The 19,206-nt window shown below is 69.6% G+C and carries 18 protein-coding genes; 9 read left to right on the forward strand and 9 right to left on the reverse strand.

Annotation, left to right across the window (positions count from 1 at the left end; translation table 11 throughout):
- Nucleotides 1-15 precede the first annotated feature (15 nt).
- Genes CX1_RS05665 through cydC form a run of 4 tightly spaced genes read left to right on the forward strand, consistent with a single transcriptional unit; the run spans nucleotide 16 to nucleotide 5,640 of the window.
- Nucleotides 16-1,542 (forward strand): cytochrome ubiquinol oxidase subunit I, encoded by a 1,527-nt coding sequence (locus CX1_RS05665; protein ID WP_046650195.1) that lies wholly within the window; start codon nucleotides 16-18, stop codon nucleotides 1,540-1,542.
- 14 nt (nucleotides 1,543-1,556) lie between these two features.
- Nucleotides 1,557-2,561 carry a cytochrome d ubiquinol oxidase subunit II gene (cydB, locus tag CX1_RS05670; RefSeq protein ID WP_046650243.1) on the forward strand — a complete coding sequence of 335 codons (1,005 nt, stop codon included), beginning with the start codon at nucleotides 1,557-1,559 and terminating at the stop codon, nucleotides 2,559-2,561.
- Nucleotides 2,558-4,072 (forward strand): ABC transporter ATP-binding protein/permease, encoded by a 1,515-nt coding sequence (locus CX1_RS05675; RefSeq protein ID WP_082719153.1) that lies wholly within the window; start codon nucleotides 2,558-2,560, stop codon nucleotides 4,070-4,072. The genes cydB and CX1_RS05675 overlap by 4 nt, the downstream gene beginning before the upstream one ends.
- A complete protein-coding gene (cydC, locus tag CX1_RS05680) occupies nucleotides 4,069-5,640 on the forward strand; it encodes a thiol reductant ABC exporter subunit CydC (RefSeq protein ID WP_060925390.1) in 1,572 nt (523 codons plus the stop codon). The genes CX1_RS05675 and cydC overlap by 4 nt, the downstream gene beginning before the upstream one ends.
- A 15-nt stretch (nucleotides 5,641-5,655) precedes the next feature.
- Here cydC and CX1_RS05685 read toward each other — a convergent pair whose 3' ends face one another.
- On the reverse strand, nucleotides 5,656-6,696 hold the full coding sequence (locus tag CX1_RS05685; protein WP_046650196.1) for a chymotrypsin family serine protease: 1,041 nt from the start codon (nucleotides 6,694-6,696) through the stop codon (nucleotides 5,656-5,658).
- 201 nt (nucleotides 6,697-6,897) lie between these two features.
- Here CX1_RS05685 and CX1_RS12355 point away from each other — a divergent pair, with 201 nt between their 5' ends.
- Nucleotides 6,898-7,041, forward strand: coding sequence for a hypothetical protein (locus tag CX1_RS12355; RefSeq protein ID WP_155868014.1), 144 nt, complete (start codon nucleotides 6,898-6,900; stop codon nucleotides 7,039-7,041).
- 96 nt (nucleotides 7,042-7,137) lie between these two features.
- Here CX1_RS12355 and CX1_RS05690 read toward each other — a convergent pair whose 3' ends face one another.
- The gene (locus CX1_RS05690) at nucleotides 7,138-8,433 is read right to left on the reverse strand and encodes an acetyl-CoA hydrolase/transferase family protein (protein WP_052753149.1); all 1,296 of its coding nucleotides are present in this window, start codon (nucleotides 8,431-8,433) and stop codon (nucleotides 7,138-7,140) included.
- 201 nt (nucleotides 8,434-8,634) lie between these two features.
- Between CX1_RS05690 and dusB the strand changes: the two genes are divergently transcribed.
- Together dusB and phoU are read left to right on the forward strand one after the other, a co-directional pair.
- Nucleotides 8,635-9,744: a tRNA dihydrouridine synthase DusB gene (dusB, locus tag CX1_RS05695; protein ID WP_244465451.1), complete on the forward strand. Its 1,110-nt coding sequence runs from the start codon at nucleotides 8,635-8,637 to the stop codon at nucleotides 9,742-9,744.
- A gap of 92 nt (nucleotides 9,745-9,836) precedes the next feature.
- The gene (gene phoU, locus CX1_RS05700) at nucleotides 9,837-10,565 is read left to right on the forward strand and encodes a phosphate signaling complex protein PhoU (RefSeq protein WP_046650197.1); all 729 of its coding nucleotides are present in this window, start codon (nucleotides 9,837-9,839) and stop codon (nucleotides 10,563-10,565) included.
- 178 nt (nucleotides 10,566-10,743) lie between these two features.
- Here the strand turns inward: phoU and pstB are convergent, their stop codons facing one another.
- The 6 genes from pstB to CX1_RS05730 all read right to left on the reverse strand — a co-directional run bounded on the left by pstB (nucleotide 10,744) and on the right by CX1_RS05730 (nucleotide 16,652).
- The gene (gene pstB, locus CX1_RS05705; RefSeq protein WP_046650198.1) at nucleotides 10,744-11,520 is read right to left on the reverse strand and encodes a phosphate ABC transporter ATP-binding protein PstB; all 777 of its coding nucleotides are present in this window, start codon (nucleotides 11,518-11,520) and stop codon (nucleotides 10,744-10,746) included.
- 38 nt (nucleotides 11,521-11,558) lie between these two features.
- Nucleotides 11,559-12,494: a phosphate ABC transporter permease PstA gene (pstA, locus tag CX1_RS05710; protein ID WP_046650199.1), complete on the reverse strand. Its 936-nt coding sequence runs from the start codon at nucleotides 12,492-12,494 to the stop codon at nucleotides 11,559-11,561.
- 10 nt (nucleotides 12,495-12,504) lie between these two features.
- Nucleotides 12,505-13,566, reverse strand: a complete 1,062-nt coding sequence (gene pstC / locus CX1_RS05715; protein ID WP_046650200.1) for a phosphate ABC transporter permease subunit PstC — start codon at nucleotides 13,564-13,566, stop codon at nucleotides 12,505-12,507.
- 188 nt (nucleotides 13,567-13,754) lie between these two features.
- Complete coding sequence (gene pstS, locus CX1_RS05720; RefSeq protein WP_060925391.1) at nucleotides 13,755-14,849, reverse strand: phosphate ABC transporter substrate-binding protein PstS; 1,095 nt, start codon at nucleotides 14,847-14,849, stop codon at nucleotides 13,755-13,757.
- Between the two features lie 229 nt (nucleotides 14,850-15,078).
- Complete coding sequence (mshD, locus tag CX1_RS05725; protein WP_046650201.1) at nucleotides 15,079-15,966, reverse strand: mycothiol synthase; 888 nt, start codon at nucleotides 15,964-15,966, stop codon at nucleotides 15,079-15,081.
- Entirely contained in the window at nucleotides 15,963-16,652 is a 690-nt protein-coding gene (locus CX1_RS05730) for a response regulator transcription factor (protein WP_046650202.1), read from the reverse strand. The genes mshD and CX1_RS05730 overlap by 4 nt, the downstream gene beginning before the upstream one ends.
- A gap of 92 nt (nucleotides 16,653-16,744) precedes the next feature.
- Here CX1_RS05730 and CX1_RS05735 point away from each other — a divergent pair, with 92 nt between their 5' ends.
- Both CX1_RS05735 and CX1_RS05740 read left to right on the forward strand, forming a co-directional pair.
- Nucleotides 16,745-17,584, forward strand: a complete 840-nt coding sequence (locus tag CX1_RS05735) for an LmeA family phospholipid-binding protein (protein WP_046650203.1) — start codon at nucleotides 16,745-16,747, stop codon at nucleotides 17,582-17,584.
- Between the two features lie 10 nt (nucleotides 17,585-17,594).
- Entirely contained in the window at nucleotides 17,595-18,245 is a 651-nt protein-coding gene (locus tag CX1_RS05740) for a heme-binding beta-barrel domain-containing protein (RefSeq protein WP_046650204.1), read from the forward strand.
- A 10-nt stretch (nucleotides 18,246-18,255) separates the two neighbouring features.
- Here the strand turns inward: CX1_RS05740 and CX1_RS05745 are convergent, their stop codons facing one another.
- Nucleotides 18,256-19,185 carry an aminodeoxychorismate lyase gene (locus tag CX1_RS05745; protein WP_046650205.1) on the reverse strand — a complete coding sequence of 310 codons (930 nt, stop codon included), beginning with the start codon at nucleotides 19,183-19,185 and terminating at the stop codon, nucleotides 18,256-18,258.
- Nucleotides 19,186-19,206 lie beyond the last annotated feature (21 nt).

Genomic DNA, 19,206 nt, shown 5'->3' on the forward strand with positions numbered 1-19,206 from the left:
CGCTGAGGAGAGTTCATGGACGTCGTGGACGTGTCACGGTGGCAGTTCGGCATCACCACCGTCTACCACTTCATTTTCGTGCCGCTGACCATCGGTTTGGCGCCGATGGTCGCGCTGATGCAGACGATGTGGCAGACGACGGGGAAGGCCCATTGGTACCGGGCGACCCGTTTCTTCGGCACGGTGTTCCTGATCAACTTCGCCATGGGCGTGGCCACGGGCATCGTGCAGGAGTTCCAGTTCGGCATGAACTGGTCGGAGTATTCGCGGATGGTCGGCGACGTCTTCGGCGGGCCGTTGGCCCTGGAGGGCCTGATCGCGTTCTTCCTCGAGTCGACGTTCCTGGGCCTGTGGATCTTCGGCTGGGGCCGCATCCCCGGTTGGCTGCACACGGCGTCGATCTGGGTCGTCGCGGTGGCGGTGAATTTGTCGGCGTACTTCATCATCGTGGCCAATTCCTTCATGCAGCACCCGGTCGGCGCGGAGTACAACCCGGAGACCGGCCGCGCGGAGCTGACGGACATCGTCGCGCTGCTGACCAACCCGACGGCGCTGGCGGCGTTCCCGCACGCGGTGGCGGGCGCCTTCCTCACGGCCGGCACTTTCGTGCTCGGCGTGACGGGATGGTGGATGGTACGGGCGGCACGGCCGGGCAAGGATTCGCTTGACGACGTCTCCCGCCACGACGCCCACCGTCCCGCGCACCGAATGGCCTGGTGGACGGTGGTGCTCTCTTCGATCGGGGTGGCGTTCACCGGCGACGTCCAGGCGAAGCTCATGTTCGTGCAGCAGCCGATGAAGATGGCGTCGGCGGAGTCGCTGTGCTCCACGGAAGTGGACCCGAACTTCTCCGTCCTGTCCATCGGCACGCACAACAACTGCGAATCCGTCATCCACGTGCTGGACGTGCCGTGGGTGCTGCCCTTCCTGGCTGAGGGGAAGTTCTCCGGCGTGACCCTCGAAGGCGTGCTCGATCTGCAGCAGCGCTACGAGATGATGTTCGGCCCGGGAAATTACCAACCGAACCTGTTCGTCACCTACTGGTCCTTCCGCGCGATGATCGGCCTGATGGTGGGCTCGCTGGCCATCGCCTTCTTCAGCTGGCTGTTCACCCGCGGCGGCCGTCTGCCGCAGGGCAAGTGGGCGACCTGGTTCGCGTGGGGTTCGCTGGCCGCGATCCCGTTCCCGTTCCTGGCCAACTCGGCCGGCTGGATCTTCACCGAGATGGGCCGGCAGCCCTGGGTGGTGCACCCGCATCCGGAATCCTTCGGCGATCCGCGGACGGAACTGATCCGGATGACGGTCGACATGGGCGTTTCCGATCACGCGCCCTGGCTCGTGCTGCTGACGCTGATCGGCTTCACGCTCATCTACCTGATCCTCGCGATCGTGTGGTTCCGGCTCATCCAACGGGTGGTCGTCGCCGGGCCACCGCCCGAATCGGGGCCGGCCGCCACCGGCGAAGGCCCGTCGGCCACCGTCGGCGCGGCCGCCCCGGTCCGGTTCACCGCCGAGGCCGCACCGGCCGGAAAGGACGCGTGAGCGACATGTTCGGAATCGACCTGCCCGTGTTGTGGTTCATCCTGGTGGCGTTCCTGTTCGCCGGGTACTTCCTGTTGGAGGGATTCGACTTCGGCATCGGCATCCTGCTGCCGATCCTCGGCCGCGACGAGGCCCGCCGCAGCGCCATGCTGCGCACCATCGGCCCCGTGTGGGACGGCAACGAGGTGTGGCTGATCACGGCCGGCGGTGCGCTGTTCGCGGCGTTCCCCGAGTGGTACGCCACCATGTTCTCCGGCTTCTATCTGCCCCTGTTCCTCATTCTGCTGGCGCTCATCGTCCGCATCGTCGGCCTGGAGTGGCGCAAGAAGGTCGACGATCCCGTGTGGCGGCGCCGCTGCGACGCCGCGATCATCGCCGGCTCGTGGTTGCCGCCGACCCTGTGGGGCGTGGCGGTGGCCAACCTGGTCCGGGGCGTGCCGCTCGACGCCGACCACGGCATGTCCAGCGGCCCCGACGTCCTGCTCGGCCTGCTCAACCCCTACGCGTTGCTCGGCGGTGCGGCGCTGACGGCGGTGTTCGTGCTGCATGGGCTGACGTTCCTGCGGCTGAAGACCGCCGGCGAGCTCCGCGAATCCGCCCACCGCGTTCTTCTGCCGGTCGCCGCGGCGGCCACGGTCCTCGGCGCGGCGTTCGTGCTGTGGACGCAGCTGGCGCACGGCAAGCCGTGGACGTGGGCGGTCACCGCCATCGCGCTGCTCGGGGTCGTCGGCGGGGTGGCCATGGTCCTGCGGGGCCGCGACGGCATCGCGTTCGCCGCGACGTCGGCCGCCGTCATCGCCGTGACCGCGCTCATCTTCGGCTCGCTGTTCCCGTGGCTCATGCCCACCACGCTGGCCGACGGCGCGGGCCTCGACGTCTGGAACGCCTCGTCGAACCCGTACACGCTGACCATCATGACGTGGGCGGCGCTGTTCATCACCCCGCTGGTCATCGCGTACCAGGGCTGGACGTATTGGGTGTTCCGCAAGCGCATCACCGCGGAGCCGGTCACCGCATGACCCGCCGCGGCCCCGTCGATCCCCGACTGGCCAGGCTGTCCGCGCCGGCCCGGCGGTGGATCGCCGTGGCCGCGCTGCTGGCGGCGCTGCGGGTCGTGGGCGTGCTGGCATTCGGCGTCCTCGTCGGCACGGTCGCCGCGGGCCTCATCGTCGGTGACGGCACGGTCGCCGATTACGCCGGGCATCTCTTCGCCCTCTCCGTCATCGCCGTGACCCGCGCGGCCATCGCGTGGGCGGAGGCCCGCTTCGGCCGCCGCGCGGGTGCCGAGGTCGTCGCCGATCTGCGCTCCCGAACGCTGGCCCGCCTGGCCGTCGCCGATCCGCGCCACCTTGACCGCGCGTCGTGGCGCACCCTGCTCGGCGAGGGCATCGAGGGCGTGGGCCCATACGTCGCCGGGTACCTGCCGGCTCTGGCCTCCACGGTCATCGCCACCCCGGCCGCACTGGCCGCGGTGTGGTGGTTCGACCCCGGATCGGCGTTGATCGCGCTGGTCACGTTGCCGCTCATCCCCATCTTCATGTGGCTGGTGGGCACGCTCACCGCCGGCCGCACGGCCCGCCGCCTGCGCGACTTGGGGGTGCTGTCGGACCAGATGCTCGACTTGGTCGCGGGCCTGCCCACGCTGCGCGCCTTCGGCCGCCGGCGCGCACCGGCCGCCGAAATCCGCCGCCTGTCGGAGGCCCACCGCTCCTCCACGATGTCCGTGCTGCGCATCGCGTTCCTGTCGGGGTTCGTCCTCGAGTTCCTGGCGACGCTGTCGGTGGCCCTCGTCGCGGTCGGCATCGGCTTCCGTCTCCTCGACGGCGGCATGACGTTGGCGGCGGGGCTGACGGTGCTCATCATCGTCCCGGAGGTCTACGGCCCGGTCCGCGACGTCGGCGTGCGTTTCCACGACGCCCAGGACGGGTTGGCGGCCATCGACGCCGTCTTTTCGCTTGACGACGATCCCGCGCCCCCGTCGTCCGTCGCAATGCAAGGGCATGCCGGGGACGGCATCCGGGTGATCTTCGACGGCCTCACCGCCTCCGGCCGCGACGGCGACCGGCCGCGCGACCTGGCCGGCGTCGCCGAGCCCGGCGCGGTCACGGTGCTGGCCGGCGAGAACGGCTCGGGCAAGTCGACGGCGCTGCTGGCGCTGCTCGGCATCGTCACCGACGGCGTGACCGGATCCGCGGCCGCCGTCGCCCCGGACGGCGCGATCGCCGGCGAGGACCTGTGGCGGCGGACCTCTTACGTCCCGCAGCGCCCGGTGCTCGATGCTGCGCTCGTCGGCGATGCGTCGGGACTGTCGCTCGGCGAACGCCAGCGGGTCGCCGTCGGCGCGGAACTGCTGCGGGGCCGGGAGCTGCTCATCCTCGACGAGCCGACCGCCCACCTTGACGAGGCCAACGCCGCCGAGATGCTCGCCCTGTTGCGCGACCGGGCGAACGCCGGGGCGACCGTCCTGGTCGCCTCGCACGATCCGCTCGTGCTCGCCGCCGCGGACGCCGTGATCGAGGTGACCCCATGAGCCTGTCCGCCGACGTCCGCGCCCTGCGTTCCGCGCGCCCGCTGACCGGGCTGACGTGGCGCGAGCTCATCGCCCCCGTCGCCGCCGGGTCGGTGACGCTGCTGTCGGCGCTGGCGCTGACCATCGTGTCGGCGTGGCTGATCACGAAGGCGTGGCAGCAGCCGAGCGTCATGGACCTCACCGTCGCCGTGACCGCCGTGCGCGCCCTGGGCATCTCGCGGGCCGTGTTCCGCTACGTCGACCGCGTGGTCTCCCACGATCTGGCCCTGACCTGCGCGGCCCGCACCCGCGCCAACGCCTATCGGATGCTCGCCGATGGTCCGCCGTCCCGCGCCCTGCGCCTGGGCCGCGGCGACTTGCTCACCCGCCTGGGCGACGACGTCGACCTCGTGTCGGACGTCGTGGTCCGCGCCCTCGTGCCCGCCGGCGTCGCGGCGGTGACGTCGGTGGCGGCGGTGGCGTTCACCGCCCTGCTCTCCCCCACCGCCGCGATCGTGCTGGCGGTGGGGCTGATCATCGCCGGCACCGCCGCGCCGTGGGCGGCGGCCCGGGCGACGAGGACCGCCGCCGCCGAACGTGCCAGAGCTCTGGAAGGCCACGTCACCGCCGTGGACCGCGTGCTCGCCGACGCCCCCGCCCTGCGCGTGCGCGGAGAGATCGACGGGGCGCTCGCCGACGCGGACCGCGCCGCCCGCACGTTGGCCGCCGCGGACGAATCCGCCGCACCCGCCGACGCCGCCGGAGCCGCCGTCTCGGTCCTCGCGTCGGCGCTGACGGTCGTCGCCGTGCTCGTGGTCGCGGGCCTGGCCGCGCCAGATCATTCCCCGCAATGGCTCGGCGTGCTCGCACTGCTGCCGTTGGCCGCCTTCGAATCCGTCGCCGCTCTGCCCGGCGCGGCGGTCGCGGTCACCGGCGCCGCGGGGGCCGCACGCCGACTCGCGGAACTCGCCGGCGCGGCCGAATCGGATGTCGATGAGCCGTCGACACGCGAGCCGGGCCCCGCCCGCCCCATGCTCCGCGCTCGCGGCCTGCGCTACGGCCATGGCCGCGACGTCGGCGCCGCGGATCTGGACCTGCCCTTTGGCGCGCGCCACACCATCGTCGGACCGTCGGGATCCGGCAAGACCACGCTGCTGATGACGCTCGCCGGCCTGCTGCCGCCCCGCGGCGGCGAGTTCCGCGCAGACGGCGCCTTGTTCGTGGCCGAGGACGGGCACGTGTTCGCCACGACCGTGCGGGACAACCTCGCCGTCGGCGCCCCGCGCGCCACCGATGAACTGATGTCGGCGACCCTGCACGCGGTCGGTCTCGGCACCTGGGCCGAGGGGCTTCCCGACGGCTTGTCCACCGTCCTGCCCTCCGGCGCCGCCGACCTGTCCGGCGGCCAACGGCGGCGATTGCTGCTGGCGCGGGCGCTGCTCACCGACGCGCCGATCTTGCTGCTCGACGAACCCTTCGAGCACCTCGACGACGCCGGGGCGGCCGAACTGCGCGCGATCCTCGACGCCCCCGACCTGCCCGGCGCGCGCGCCGAGCGGACCGTCGTGGTCGTCGAGCACCCGCGCTGATCCGGGCTGGCCCGGCTACTGGAGCTGCAGCGACGGCAACTGCGGCAGCGGCAGCTCCGGCAGCTCCGGCAGGCCCGGGATCAGGGAACCGGCGCCGGGCTCGGGCGCGGGCTCGTTCTCGGCGATCCACGCCTGGTCGGCGGCGACGTCCTGGCCGATGGTGCGGAAGTCGCTCTGCGGTGCGGTGGATTCCTCGACGGCGAAGTGCTCGTTGACCTTGCCGTCCTCGACGCCGTAGGCGTCCTGGATAGCCTGGTCGACCGGCTGGTAGCGGGCGACGGGGCCGATGGCCATCGAGTTCACGCCGATCGCCTGGTTGGTGATCGGGTCGTAGGCGTTGCCGCCGGAGTCGCCCTTGCCCAGGTACGAGACCGCCCAGACGCCGTTGCGGACGCGGAAGACCTGGACGCCGCAGTTGCGGCCGGTGCGCGAGCCGTCGGAGCAGATGGGGCGGCCGAAGTTGTCCACGGACACCTCGCCCGGCTTGAGCTCGCGGTAGTCGACGACGCCGGTCATGGGGACGCCGTCGGCGCCGACGATGCGGCCGCCGTTGCCGCCGGCGACGCCGTTTTCGTCGACGGACTGGCTGACCGAGGTGGTTCCGACGCCCTCGTCGACGACGATGAAGGCGTAGTCCGAGCCGTTGAACGAGGAGTCGAGGACGGCGCCGAGGTCCCCGGCGGCGGGGTCGTTTTCGTCCATGAGGGGGAAGCCGGCCGGGCCGACCTCGCCGATGCGCACGTTGCCGTCGTGGGTCGGGGCGAAGATCTCGCCGGTGGACTGGGGAAGCTGCGGGTTGCCGTCGGGGTTGACGCAGTGGCCGGCTGTAATGATCACGCGGTGCTGCACGCCGTCGGCGTCGGTGACGGTGCCCGGCACGCCGGTCGAGCACATGCCCGTCTTGACGTGGCGGCCGTCGTCGACGGCGGCGCCCGGCTCCGGCATGCGGATCGGACTGCCGGGCCCGACGGTGACGGAATTCGCGGCCGGAACGGCGATGGTGGCGGTTGCGGCGGCGATCGCGGCGATGAGCGACGCGCTCTTCTTCAGTTTCATGCGGGGTCCCCTGATCCTCTGGTGGGCCGGCCCTCGCGGCCCGTTGGGGCCACCGTATCCGCGACACTTCGCCCCGACCCGTCAATCGCGGGGCATGTCGCGGATCACATTTTCCCTTTCGCCCCTTTGGTTCACGGCGTACACTTCAGTCACGGCATTCACGCCGGAAGCATGTTTGCAGCCACCCGAAGGAGGGGCACGATGACCGACCCGCGCAACGACCGCGACCACGACCCGAAGGACGACGCCACCGAGAACCCGGGCGACTCCCAGCCGTCCGAGCAGGAGATCGACCAGGAGCTGGAGGAGACCTTCCCCGCCAGCGATCCGCCGGCCAACTACTAGCCCGCCTTACCCGTCCCCGGACACGCCAGGACCCGCCCCGATTGCTTTCGGGGCGGGTCCTTTCGCTTTACGACGGCCGGTCAGCGGCCGCCGCGCCTACTTCGCCGACAGCCGCGAGATGATGTTGAGCTCGCGCGCCTCGCGGTAGAGGTCCTCGCGATGGTCGGGGTGGGCGACCTCGATGAGGCGCTGGGCCCGGGTCGAGTAGTCCGTGCCGCGCAGCCGGGCGATGCCGTGTTCGGTGACGACGTTGTCGATGTAGTTCTTGTGCGTGGTCACGGGCGAGTTCGGGCCGAGCTTGACCTTGATCTTGCTCGTGCCGTCGCGGGTGACGGACGGGCACACGATGTAGCCGCGCCCGCCCGGGGAACGGCGCGCGCCGATGGCGAAGTCCAGCTGCCCGCCGGAACCGGAGTAGAACCGGCCGGCGACGGTCTCCGAGGCTGCCTGGCCGAGCAGGTCGACCTCGGTGGTGGCGTTGACGCTGACCATGTTCGGCTCCAGGCCGATGAGGAAGGGGTCGTTGGTCCGCTCGACGGAATCCAGGTACACCGCTGGGTTGCGGTCGACCCAGTCGTAGAGCTTGCGGGTGCCCATGATGAAGGTGGCCACGCACTGGCGCTGGTGCGAGCGCTTGAACCGGCCGGTCACCGCACCGCATTCGACCAGGTCCATGACGCCGTCGGACATCAGCTCGGTGTGCACGCCCAGGTCCTTGCGGTCCTTGAGCATCGCCAGGATGGCGTTGGGCAGGCGGCCGATGCCCAGCTGCAGGCAATCGCGGTCCTGGATCTCCGGCGCGATGAACTCGGCGATCCGGTGGTCGGCCGAGCCGACCTCCGGCAGGGTCGGCGGGACTTCGAGCAGATCGGCGTCGGAACGCGTGGCGCCGACCATCTGGCGGGCGTGGATCTGGTTCTGCCCCAGCGAGTGCGGGACCTTCGCGTTGATCTCGCCGAAGATCGGCAGGTTGCCGATGAACTGGACTGAGTAGTCGGCGCCGAGGCCTATGGCCATGTAGCCGTGCTCGTCGGGCTCGGACACGGACGCGATGAGGATGTCCGGCTTGACGTGGTCGCGGACGAGCTCCGGGATCATGGAGAAGCTCACCGGGTACAGCTCGGTCGTGCCGTTGGAGTGGCCCTTGCGGGACCCGCCGCCGAGGAAGAACTCGTGGTGCGTGAGCTTCCCCGGGTACTCCCCCATCTGATACGGCCGCGTCGACTCGGTGCACATCTGATAGACGTGGACGTCCTCGAACTGCTCGGCGTGGGCCTCGAGCATGTCCAGCAGTGCGGACGGCTCGCAGGCGGCGACGGGCACGAGGATTTTCGTGCCGGGCTTGATGTGCTCCAGCAGCGCCTCGGGGGCCAGATCGAGATGGTCGTGCACGGGGGATCCTTCCGTTGAGTTAATGACCTTTCACACAATAAACATTGGATTGAGATACAAACCACCCCCGGGGGACGGTGTTCGCCCGCCGCCGGCACCGCAACGCGATTTCCGCGACGCCGCCGCCGGTGCGACAATGCGGGCGTGACTGACCTGCGCATCGGACCCCACCAGCTCGCCTCGCCCGTCGTGCTCGCCCCCATGGCGGGCGTGACCAACGTGGCGTTCCGCACGCTGTGCCGCGAGCAGGAGCGCGAGCGCATGGGCACCGTCGCCGGCCTCTACGTCTGCGAGATGGTCACGGCGCGCGCCCTGGTGGAGCGCAACGAAAAGACCATGCACATGACCACGTTCGCCGACGACGAGGACCCGCGCAGCCTGCAGCTGTACACCACGGATCCCGAGTGGACCTACGAGGCCGCGAAGATGATCGTCGACGAGAACCTCGCCGACCACATCGACATGAACTTCGGCTGCCCGGTGCCCAAGGTGACCCGGCGCGGCGGCGGTTCCGCCCTGCCGTACAAGCGGCGGTTGTTCGGCAACATCGTCGCCGCCGCCGTGCGCGCCACCGAGGGCACCGACATCCCCGTCACCGTGAAGTTCCGCGTCGGCATCGACGACGACCACCACACGCACCTCGACGCCGGCCGCATCGCCGCGGACCAGGGTGCCGTCGCCGTGGCCTTGCACGCCCGCACGGCGTCGCAGCGCTATTCCGGGCAGGCCGATTGGTCGCAGATCGCCCGGCTGAAGGAGCACATGGTCGACTCGGGGCACGCGAGCGTCCCGGTGTTGGGCAACGGCGACATCTTCGCCGCCGGCGACGCCCGCCGCATGATGGCCGAGACCGGCTGCGACGGCGTCGTCGTCGGCCGCGGCTGCCTGGGCCGCCCGTGGTTGTTCGCGGAGCTGTCTGCGGAGCTGCGCGGCCTGCCCGTGCCCGCTCCCCCGACGCTGGCGGAGGTCGCCGCCATCATCCGCCGCCACGCGGGCCTTCTGGTCGAGCACGAGGGCGAGCGCAAGGGCTGCCGTGACCTGCGCAAGCACGTCGGCTGGTACCTGCGCGGCTATCCCGCCGGTTCGGAGGTCCGCTCCTCCCTGGCGCGGGTGGCCACGCTCGCGGAGCTCGACGAAGTCCTGGCCCCGCTTGCCGACGGCCCCCACGCCGGCGCCCTGCCCGACGACGCCGATGGCGCCCGGGGTCGGCAGGGCTCGCCGGGCAAGGTGGTCCTCCCGGAAGGCTGGCTCGATGACCCCGAGGATGAAACCGTGCCCGAGGGAGCGGATTTGATGCATTCCGGCGGTTAACCGCCCCTCAATCGGGGGCGAAACCGGTGGCTGGGAACCCTCGGCCGGTCTCAACAGGCGAATAGTCGCCGAAGGTCCTACTATTGGTGCCCATGCGCACCGTTTACCGCGAACAGATGGACAACCTCGCCCACGGACTGATCGTCATGTGCGACCACGTCCATGGCATGCACCGCGCCGCTTGCAAGGCGCTTTTCGATGCCGACCTCGAGGCCGCCGAGTCGGTCCTCAGCTCGCTCGACAAGCTCGACGAATTCCGGATCTCCGCGGAGGACCGGGCCTTCGAGCTGCTCGCCCGCGAGGCCCCCGTGGCCCGCGATCTGCGCCAGATCGTCTCCGGCATCTACATCGTCGAGGACATGGCCCGCATGGGCGCCCTGTCGGTCCACATCGCCAACACCGCCCGCCGCCGTCACCCGGGCAAGGCCCTGCCCGAGCAGGTCGAGGGTTTCTTCCGCGAAATGGCCGCGGTGTCCGACAAGATCACCCACGACACCCGTCAGGTCCTCATCGACTACGACGTCGCCAGCGCCCTGCGCATCAACGACGAAGACGATGCGATCGACGACATCCACAGCCACCTCTTCACCCTGACCACCGCGCCCGAGTGGGAGCACACGTCGGCCGAGACCGTCGACGTGACGCTGCTGAGCCGCTACTTCGAGCGCTACGCCGACCACGGCGTCGCCGTCGCCGCCCGCATCGTCTACCTGGCCACCGGCTACAAGCAGGAGGACTACATGCGCGAGCTGGACACCGAGGAGCGCCGGGCCTCGATCACCAAGCGCCTGTCGGACCTGGAGCGCCACTTCAACATGTAAGCGCGGCCAACCCGCCCTACGGTTGCGCCATCGAGGAACCCGCCCCGCACGCCGTGTGGGGCGGGTTCCGGCGTTTCGGGGTCCTGCACCGCAGGCACGCGAAAAACCCCGCTCCCCGCCGTGATGGCGGGAAGCGGGGTTCGTCGTGAAGCGGAGAAGCCGGGGAAGACTGCGCGGCTTAGCCGAAGCGGCCCGAGATGTAGTCCTCGGTCTCCTTCTTGTCCGGGTTCTCGAAGATCTTCTTCGTCGGGCCGACCTCGACGAGCTGGCCGGGCTTGCCGGTCGCCTCGAGCGAGTAGAACGCGGTCTGGTCGGAGACGCGCGCGGCCTGCTGCATGTTGTGCGTGACGATGACGATGGTGAAGTCTTCCTTCAGCTCGTGGATCAAGTCCTCGATCGCCAGCGTGGAGATGGGGTCCAGGGCCGAGCAGGGCTCGTCCATGAGCAGGACCTCCGGCTCGACCGCGATGGCGCGGGCGATGCACAGGCGCTGCTGCTGGCCGCCGGAGAGTCCGCCGCCCGGCTTGTCCAGGCGGTCCTTGACCTCGTCCCAGAGGTTCGCCGAACGCAGGGACTTCTCGGCGACCTCCTTGAGCTTCTTCTTGTTCTTCTTGCCCGACAGCTTCAGGCCGGCGACGACGTTGTCCTCGATGGACATGGTCGGGAACGGGTTGGGGCGCTGGAACACCATGCCGATGGTGTTGCGGACCGACACCGGGTCGATCTTCGGGCCGTAGATGTTCTCGCCGTCCAGAAGGACCTCGCCCTTGACGTACGCGCCGGGGATGACCTCGTGCATGCGGTTGAGCGAGCGGAGCACGGTGGACTTGCCGCAGCCGGAGGGGCCGATGAAGGCGGTGACGGAACGCGGCGGGACGTGGAGGTTGACGTCCTTCACGGCGTGGAAGTCGCCGTAGAAGATGTCGACGTTGTTGAGATCGAGGCGCTTGGCCATGACTTGTTGTCTCTTTCCTTGAAAAGGGCCTGCGGCCGCTACTGCTTGACGGAGAACTTGGCGGAGATGACGCGCGCGACGATGTTGATCAGCGCGATGATGAGCACCAGCGTCAGCGCGGCGCCCCACATCTTGTCGAACGCGGCGCCGGTGTTGCCGGCCTTGTACATGTCGAGCATGAACAGCGGCAGCGAGGACTGCGACTGGCCGAACGGGTTCCAGGTGATGATTCGCGACGTCGCGACCAGGATCAGCATCGGCGCCGACTCGCCCATGACGCGGGCGACGGCGAGCATGATGCCGGTGACGATGCCCGACAGCGCGGTCGGCAGGACGATCTTCGCGATCGTCTTCCACTTGGGCACGCCCAGGGCGTAGGACGCCTCGCGCAGGTCGGCGGGGACGACGCGGAGCATTTCCTCGGTGTTGCGGACGACGATCGGCAGCATGAGCAGCACCAGGGCCAGCGACACCGCGAAGCCGGAGCGGCTCATGCCGAACATGACGACCCACATCGAGTAGATGAACAGCGAGGCGACGATCGACGGGACGCCGGAAAGGATGTCCACCATGAAGGTGGTGATCTTGCCCAGGCGCGAGTTGCCGGCGTACTCCACCAGGTAGATCGCGACGAAGATGCCGAACGGGACGGTTATCAGCGAGGTCACCAGCGCCTGCACGATGGTGCCGATGATGGCGTGGGCGACGCCGCCGCTCTGGGAGCCGACGGTGACGCCGAGCTGCGACGTCGTCCACCACTCGGCGGAGAGGATCATCGGCGCGCCGCGGGTGATCACCTCGAACAGCACCCAGATCAGCGGGACCAGCGCGAGCGCCATGCACGCGTAGATGAAGAAGGAAGCGACCTTGTCGGACGCCTTGCGCGAACCCTTGATCGGGGTGAACGCGGAATCGGTCGTGGAAACCTTGGCGGTGGGGTCCTTGTCCAGGACCGCCTGATTGTCGGTGGCCATTGTCTGCTCCCTACTTCTTGGCGATGATTCGGGCGGCGGAGTTGACCACGAAGGTCAGGAAGAACAGGACCAGACCGGCGGACATGTACGCGCCCGCCTTCAGGTCGTCGTTGAACTCCGGTGCCGCGTTGGCGATGGCCGTGGCGAAGGTCGTGCCGCCGTCGAAGAACGAACCGCGGAACGCGTCCGACGGAGAAATGACCATGTACAGCGCCATCGTCTCGCCGAGGGCGCGGCCCAGGCCCAGCATCGAACCGGAGATGTAACCGGACTTGCCGAAGGGCAGCACGGCCAGCTTGACGGTCTCCCAGCGGGTCGCGCCGAGCGCCAGGGACGCCTCGATGTGGCCGCGCGGGGTCTGGACGAACACCTCGCGGGTGGTCGCCGCGATGACCGGCAGAATCATGATGGCCAGGACCACGCCACCGGTGAAGAGGTTGCGGCCGGTTTCGAACGCCGGCGAGTTGGCGTAGGTGCTGAACAGGAAGATGCCCGAGAGGTTCTCGGCCCCCCACGTGTAGAAGCCGCCGAGGAACGGGCCGAGGGCCATGAAGCCCCACAGGCCGTAGACGATCGACGGCACCGCGGCGAGCAGGTCCACCAGGTAACCCAGCGGCTTGACCAGCTTCTTCGGCGCGTAGCTGGTCAGGAAGATCGCGATGCCCAGGGCGATGGGCATCGCGATGATCAGCGCCAGCACCGAGACGGCGACGGTCACCATGAACAGGTTCGGGATGCCGAAGTACATCGCCGACGTGTCGGCGAGGTTCCACCGCTCGTCATAGGTGAAGAAGTTCGCCTCGTTGTTCCGCATCGACGGAACGGCGCGGAGGATCAGGAAGACGGCGATCGCGATGATCGACGCGGTGACGAGGGACGCGGCGCCGACCGACAGGGTCCGGAAGATCCGGTCGCCGGGGCGCACGACGCCCTTGGCCACGACCGGCTCGTCGCCGGCCGGGCCGCCGTCCACGCCGAGGCGCGGCGCGTTCGACAGGGTGGAGGCGTCGTGTGCCGCCTGGTCCTGCTCGGTCATCGCCGAATCCCCTTTCGCGGAGGTGGAGGAAGTCATTGGTGTTTCCTTAGCTGGGTTAGCCTGGTGTTGCGGGTCCCCATCACGTGCCACTGGCCGACGGCCCTGATCGCACGCGGTTATCGCGCGGATCGGGCCCGTCGGCCGCGGTGCAGATGAGGTGGTGCGGGGAGGCGACGCGGCCCGGGGGTCCCGGGCGCGCCACGGCTCACCGCGGTCGAACCGTCTTACTGGATGGCGTCGACGGCGTCGACGAGCTTCTGCTTGAACTCGCCCTGGACCGGGATGTAGCCGAGGTCCTCGAGCTCCTGCGACTGGCCCTCCTCCAGGACGATCTTGAAGAAGTTCTTGACCAGGTCGCGGGTGGTCTCGTCGTAGCCGGCGGAGCAGACGATCTCGTAGGTCGTCAGCACCAGCGGGTAGGCACCCTCGGCGTCCATGGCGAACAGGGCCTCGGAGTCGACGACCATGTCGTTGCCCTCGCCGGAGAACTCGACCTGGTCGAGCGCGGTGCCCACGGTGTCGGCGTTGAGCTCGACCGGGCCGTTGCCGAAGTCCATCTTGGCGATGCCCAGGTCCTTGTCCTTGGCGAAGCCGGCCTCGACGTAGGTGATGGCGCCCGGAACCTGGGCGACCTGGTCGACGACGCCCGCGGAGCCGTTGGCGCCCTGGCCGTTGGCGGTCGGGAAGGACTTGGAGGCCTCGTGCTCCCAGTCCTCCGGGGCGGCCGAGGTCAGGAACTTCATGAAGTTGTCGGTGGTGCCCGACTCCTCGGAGCGGTAGACGACCGAGATGTCGGTGTCGGGCAGCTCGACGCCCTCGTTGACCTCGGCGATGGCCGGGTCGTTCCACTTGGTGATCTTGCCGTCGAAGATCTGCGCGGTCAGGGCCGGGGTGAGGGAGACGTCGATGCCCTCGAGGTTGTAGGCGATGGCGACGGGGCCGATGACCATGGGCAGGTGCCAGGCGTCGTTGCCGCCGCAGCGCTCGGCGGCGTCAGCGATCTGCTCGTCCTTCAGCGGCGAGTCGGAGCCGGCGAACGCGACGGTGTTGGCGATGAACTGCGACTGGCCAGAGCCGGAGCCCGTGGCGTTGTAGGACAGGGTCGAACCCGGTGAGTTGGACTCGAAGAGGGTCGCGAACAGGTCCATCGCGCGCTGCTGGGAGGTGGCGCCCTCGCCCTGCAGCTCGCCGGTGGTCTCGGAGAGGCCCTCGACCTGGGACTCGCCGGTGGAACCGGTCTCGGAGCAGGCGGACAGGGTCAGGCCGGCGACGGCGGTCAGGCCGAGGATGGTGGCGCGGCGGCGGGTGTTCTTCAGCACGGGTGTTCCTCCGGGAGAATTCTCGGTTTCGGGCAAGTGCCCGACGGGGCTGTCGTTTTCGATTCGTCCGGGCCGTGCCGTTGAAGAGCACGCCCCATAACAACCTTCGAAGTCCGGTCGGACTCCGCTGATTGGGAAACGTATCGACCGATGGTTGCCGGATCCCATGCAGAAGATGAACGCAAAGTGAACGCGAGACGTACTTCCGCCACCTACCCGGAGATGTCGATCACACCCCGTACATGACGTCGCGCCGCGTCACGTCGAAACCGGTTCGCTCGTACGTCCGCACGGCCGGTTCGTTGTCCCCCTCCACGTACAGGATTACCCGATCCGCGCCGCGATCGCGGAGATGCCGCATTCCCGCGCGCGTCAGCCACCCGCCGACCCCGCGCCCGCGCGCCGCCCCGGCCAGACCGATGACGTACACCTCGCCGACCCCGCCGCCGTGCCATTTGGTCCAGTGGAATCCGAGGATCTCCCCCGATTCCGCGTCGACGGCGAAGAGCACGCCCGCCGGGTCGAACCATTCCACGCGGCGGGCCCGGCGCAGCCGCCCGGCATCCCATCCGCCCTGTTCGGGGTGCCAGTCGAACGCCTCGTTGTTGACCGCCAGCCAGGCCTCGTCGACGGCGCCGTCCCCCATGCGCTCCCGCGCCGCCGGCAGGTTCTCCAGCCGGATGCCCCGCGGCGCGGGCTCGTCGCCGGCGAGCTGCGCGATGGCCTCCCCACCCGCGGTCATCTGCAGCAGTTCGCGCACGACCTTCCGGCCGGTCGCGGCGGCCAGCTCGGCCGCACCCGCCACGTCACCGTGCGCCCACACGGGAAGTTGCTTTCCGACGAGCCCGTCGACCGCGTCGAGCAGCGCCTTTCCCCCGCCACGGCACCGCGCGTCCGGCGACACCGCCAATTCGGCGGAATCTTCGGCCACGCCGGCCAATCCGCACAGTGCGCCGTCGTCAAGCACCTGCACGTGCCGGTGGCCGGCCTCCTCGTCCTCGAGGCCCCGGACGAACGCCTCGCCGAAGGGCTCGACCCCGTCGGCCGCTGCGACGGACTCCAGCAGCGCCCGCGCGGCGGCCGGCTCGGGGGCCCCGATCTCGATGGTGAAAGTCATGCCTGCGCAACCTCTTCCGGTTCGATCGCCTTGTAGCCGACGTTGCGCACGGTCGCGATCAGCCCTTCGTGCCGGTGGCCGAGTTTCGCGCGCAAACGCCGGACGTGGACGTCCACGGTACGGGTTCCGCCGTAGTAGTCGTATCCCCACACGTCCTGGAGCAGCTGTTCGCGGGTGAACACTCGGCCGGCGTTGCGGGTGAGGAACCGCAGCAGCTCGAATTCCTTGAACGTCAGATCCATGGGGGTGCCGCCCAGGCGGGCGGTGTACGTGTGCTCGTCGACGACCAGGTCGCCGAGGACCAGCACGGGGCTCTCCTCCGGCTCCGTCACCGGCACCGGGCGGCGCGACAGGAGCAGGCGCAGGCGGGCGTCGATCTCGGCCGGGGTGGCGCCCGGCAACAGGAAATCGTCGATGGCCCACGACCCGTCGATGGCGATCAGTGCAGTGTCCGCCGCCAGCACGGCCACGGGCAGATCCGGGTTGGCGCCCGCGATGTGGCGGCACAGCTCGCGGGCGGCCAGCAGGTTCGGGCCGGTGGCGTCGATGATCGCCACGGTCACGTCCTCCATCAGCGTCGCCGACGCCTCGGTGGCGGGCAGCCGGATGATGTCGTGGTTGAGCAACCCGATGTTGGGCACGCGTTCCCGAACCTGAGGGTCGTTGCTGACGATAGCCAGGCGCACGGGCGCACACTCCGCTTCTTCGGGGTCGTTTACTTGGTCGATCTTAATAGGCCTCGATCTGCGGACGGGCACCGATGCGGTACTAATGGGGGGTGAGCATTTCCCGCCCGGTCAAACGCATTTCCGCCGCCGTCGGCGCCATCGCGCTGTTGGCCGTCGGCGCGGATCTCGGCCTGGCCATTCACGCGGAGCGCAATTTGGCCAACCAGATCCGCGAAGAGATGAACCTGCCGGCCGACCCGTACGTCAGCCTGGGCGGCGTCGCGTATTCGTCCTCGTTTTTCACCGGCCACTGGAGCTCCATCCAGGTCCGCGCCCGCGACCTGGAGATCGAGGGATTCGGCCTGGTGTCCGTCGAGTCGGGGGCCGTCGACGTCGAGGTCCCGAAGTCGTCGGTGTGGTCGGGCGACTTCGATTCCGCGTTCACCGAGCGTTACCACACCAAACTGCAGCTCGACGGCCTTTCGCTGGGCCGGCAGTTCGGTTTCACGGACCTGGCCATCCAGAATCACGAGGACATCTCCCCCGCCGGCGGCTGGGAAACCGAGGCGATCTTCGAGGCCACTCCCCCGGGCTGGTCCGCTCCCGCGGAGGTCGTCGTCAAGCTGCGGATCCTCGACGGCGACGCGAAGTTCATTCCCGTGGAGGTCCTCTCCGGGCCGGCGGACGCGGAGTCCGAGGACGTCCTCCGGGGCGACGAGCTTTCCGACGACGCCGCCGCGGAGATTCTTCCGGCCTTCGAACTGGTCCTGACGGGCGCCGAACTGCCGCTGCGCCAGCGGCCGACGCGCATCTATGTCTCGGGCGGATCGATCTTCATCGAGGGCGACGAACTGTACCGCCTGGTGTCCCCGGAGGATTTCCTGCCGGTGGCCACGCCCGAACCCGAACTGGGCGGGGAGACGGCCCGGGGCGACGGCGCTTCCCAGTAGTGTCGGAGGCATGAACGACACCAACGACACCACGGGCGACGTTCCCCGCCGCCTCGACGGCAACGAGGCCATCGACCGGGCCGCGCAGCAGTCCGAGTCCACCGGCGGGCGCAACATCACGGACCTGCCCGGACTCCCCATCGCCGACGACACGGCGAACCTGCGCCACGGCCCCAACCTGCACGACGGACTGCTGGCGCTGCTGCCGCTGGTCGGCGTGTGGCGCGGCGAGGGCCAGGCGGACACCGTCGTCGACGGCCAGTACCGCTTCGGCCAGCAGATCATCTTCAGCCACGACGGCGAGAACTACCTCAGCTACGAGTCGCGGTTCTGGAAGATCGACGAGGACGACAACGTCATCGGCCCCGACCTGCGCGAGACCGGATTCTGGCGCATCAACGACGATGACGAGATCGAGTTCCTGTGCACGCACTCGACCGGCGTGGTGGAGATCTACTACGGCAAGCCCGTCACCGAGCGCGCGTGGGAGGTGCAGGCGGCGTCGACCATGGTCACCGCCACGGGACCTGCTTCCCTCGGCCCGGGCAAGCGCCTGTACGGCCTGATGCCGAACAACGACCTCGGGTGGGTCGACGAGCGCCTGCGCGGCGACGACTTCTTCCCGCGCATGTCCGCCCAGCTGAAGCGCTGGGCCGGATAGCGCGTCCCGCCTAACGCGCGAGCGCCTGCTCGCAGAGCTCCCCGAACTCGGCCTCCGCTGCGACGCCGGGCGACGGGAGCTCTTCGCCGTCCAGGGAGGTCACGCGCACCGCGATGCGCACCGAGGACACCAGCCACACTGCGTCGGCGGTGCGCAGGTCCTCGGGGGTCAGTTGCGCGGGGACGCACTCCCAGCCCTGCTCCGCGGCGAGGTCGAACAGCGCGGCCTGGGTGGTGCCGGGCAGCACGCCTTCGCCGGGGTTCGGGGTGAGCAGCCGACGGCCGCGCACCAGGATGATCGTCGACGTCGGCCCCTCCAGGAGGTTGCCCTCCGAGGAGGTGAAGATGACGTCGTCGAAGCCGTGTTCCTTGGCGTACCGCAGGGCGGCCATGTTCGCGGCGTAGGACAGCGTCTTGGCGCCGATGAGGGCCCACGGCGCCCGGTTGCCCAGGTCCAGTTCGAAACCGCGCTCGGCGAGCATGACGCGCACGCCGCGCTCGCGGGCTTCGGCGGCGCCGGCGGCCGGGGTGATCATGATGTAGCCGGTGGGCAGGCCGGTGGATTCGCGGCCCCGGGAGTACACCCAGCGCATGGAGGCATCGCGGTGGGTGACCGATCCGTCGGCCGACGCGCCGTCGGAAGCGGCGCGGTCGAGCGCCCGGGAGTTCCATTCGTCGACCGCCAACCCCGATGCCGCGCGCCAGCGGTCCAGGTCCGGGGCGGGCAGCTGGAGCATCTCGGCCGAGGACAGGAATCGGTTTTCGTGGCGCGCCACGTTGCAGGCGTGGCCATCCCTGACCAGCAGCGTTTCGAAGACCCCGTCGCCGCGCACCGCGCCGAGGTCGTCCGGGTAGAGGAAGGGTTCGGAGGCGTCCGCGATACGGGGCGCGTCTTCCGAGAGGACGTCGACGAGGATGATGTCGTGCTGGGGGGCTGTCATGCCCCATAGCTTATTCCCCGG

Source organism: Corynebacterium xerosis NBRC 16721 = ATCC 373, from assembly GCF_001552415.1.
Taxonomy (GTDB): Bacteria; Actinomycetota; Actinomycetes; order Mycobacteriales; family Mycobacteriaceae; genus Corynebacterium; species Corynebacterium xerosis.

Excerpts from the sequence above, each read along its gene's own strand:
- CX1_RS05665 (WP_046650195.1), top strand. The coding sequence starts at position 16 with ATGGACGTCGTGGACGTGTCACGGTGGCAGTTCGGCATCACCACCGTC.
- CX1_RS05675 (WP_082719153.1), top strand. The coding sequence starts at position 2,558 with ATGACCCGCCGCGGCCCCGTCGATCCCCGACTGGCCAGGCTGTCCGCG.
- cydC (WP_060925390.1), top strand. The coding sequence starts at position 4,069 with ATGAGCCTGTCCGCCGACGTCCGCGCCCTGCGTTCCGCGCGCCCGCTG.
- CX1_RS05685 (WP_046650196.1), bottom strand. The coding sequence starts at position 6,696 with ATGAAACTGAAGAAGAGCGCGTCGCTCATCGCCGCGATCGCCGCCGCA.
- CX1_RS12355 (WP_155868014.1), top strand. The coding sequence starts at position 6,898 with ATGACCGACCCGCGCAACGACCGCGACCACGACCCGAAGGACGACGCC.
- dusB (WP_244465451.1), top strand. The coding sequence starts at position 8,635 with ATGGCGGGCGTGACCAACGTGGCGTTCCGCACGCTGTGCCGCGAGCAG.
- phoU (WP_046650197.1), top strand. The coding sequence starts at position 9,837 with ATGCGCACCGTTTACCGCGAACAGATGGACAACCTCGCCCACGGACTG.
- pstB (WP_046650198.1), bottom strand. The coding sequence starts at position 11,520 with ATGGCCAAGCGCCTCGATCTCAACAACGTCGACATCTTCTACGGCGAC.
- pstA (WP_046650199.1), bottom strand. The coding sequence starts at position 12,494 with ATGGCCACCGACAATCAGGCGGTCCTGGACAAGGACCCCACCGCCAAG.
- pstC (WP_046650200.1), bottom strand. The coding sequence starts at position 13,566 with ATGACTTCCTCCACCTCCGCGAAAGGGGATTCGGCGATGACCGAGCAG.
- mshD (WP_046650201.1), bottom strand. The coding sequence starts at position 15,966 with ATGACTTTCACCATCGAGATCGGGGCCCCCGAGCCGGCCGCCGCGCGG.
- CX1_RS05740 (WP_046650204.1), top strand. The coding sequence starts at position 17,595 with ATGAACGACACCAACGACACCACGGGCGACGTTCCCCGCCGCCTCGAC.
- CX1_RS05745 (WP_046650205.1), bottom strand. The coding sequence starts at position 19,185 with ATGACAGCCCCCCAGCACGACATCATCCTCGTCGACGTCCTCTCGGAA.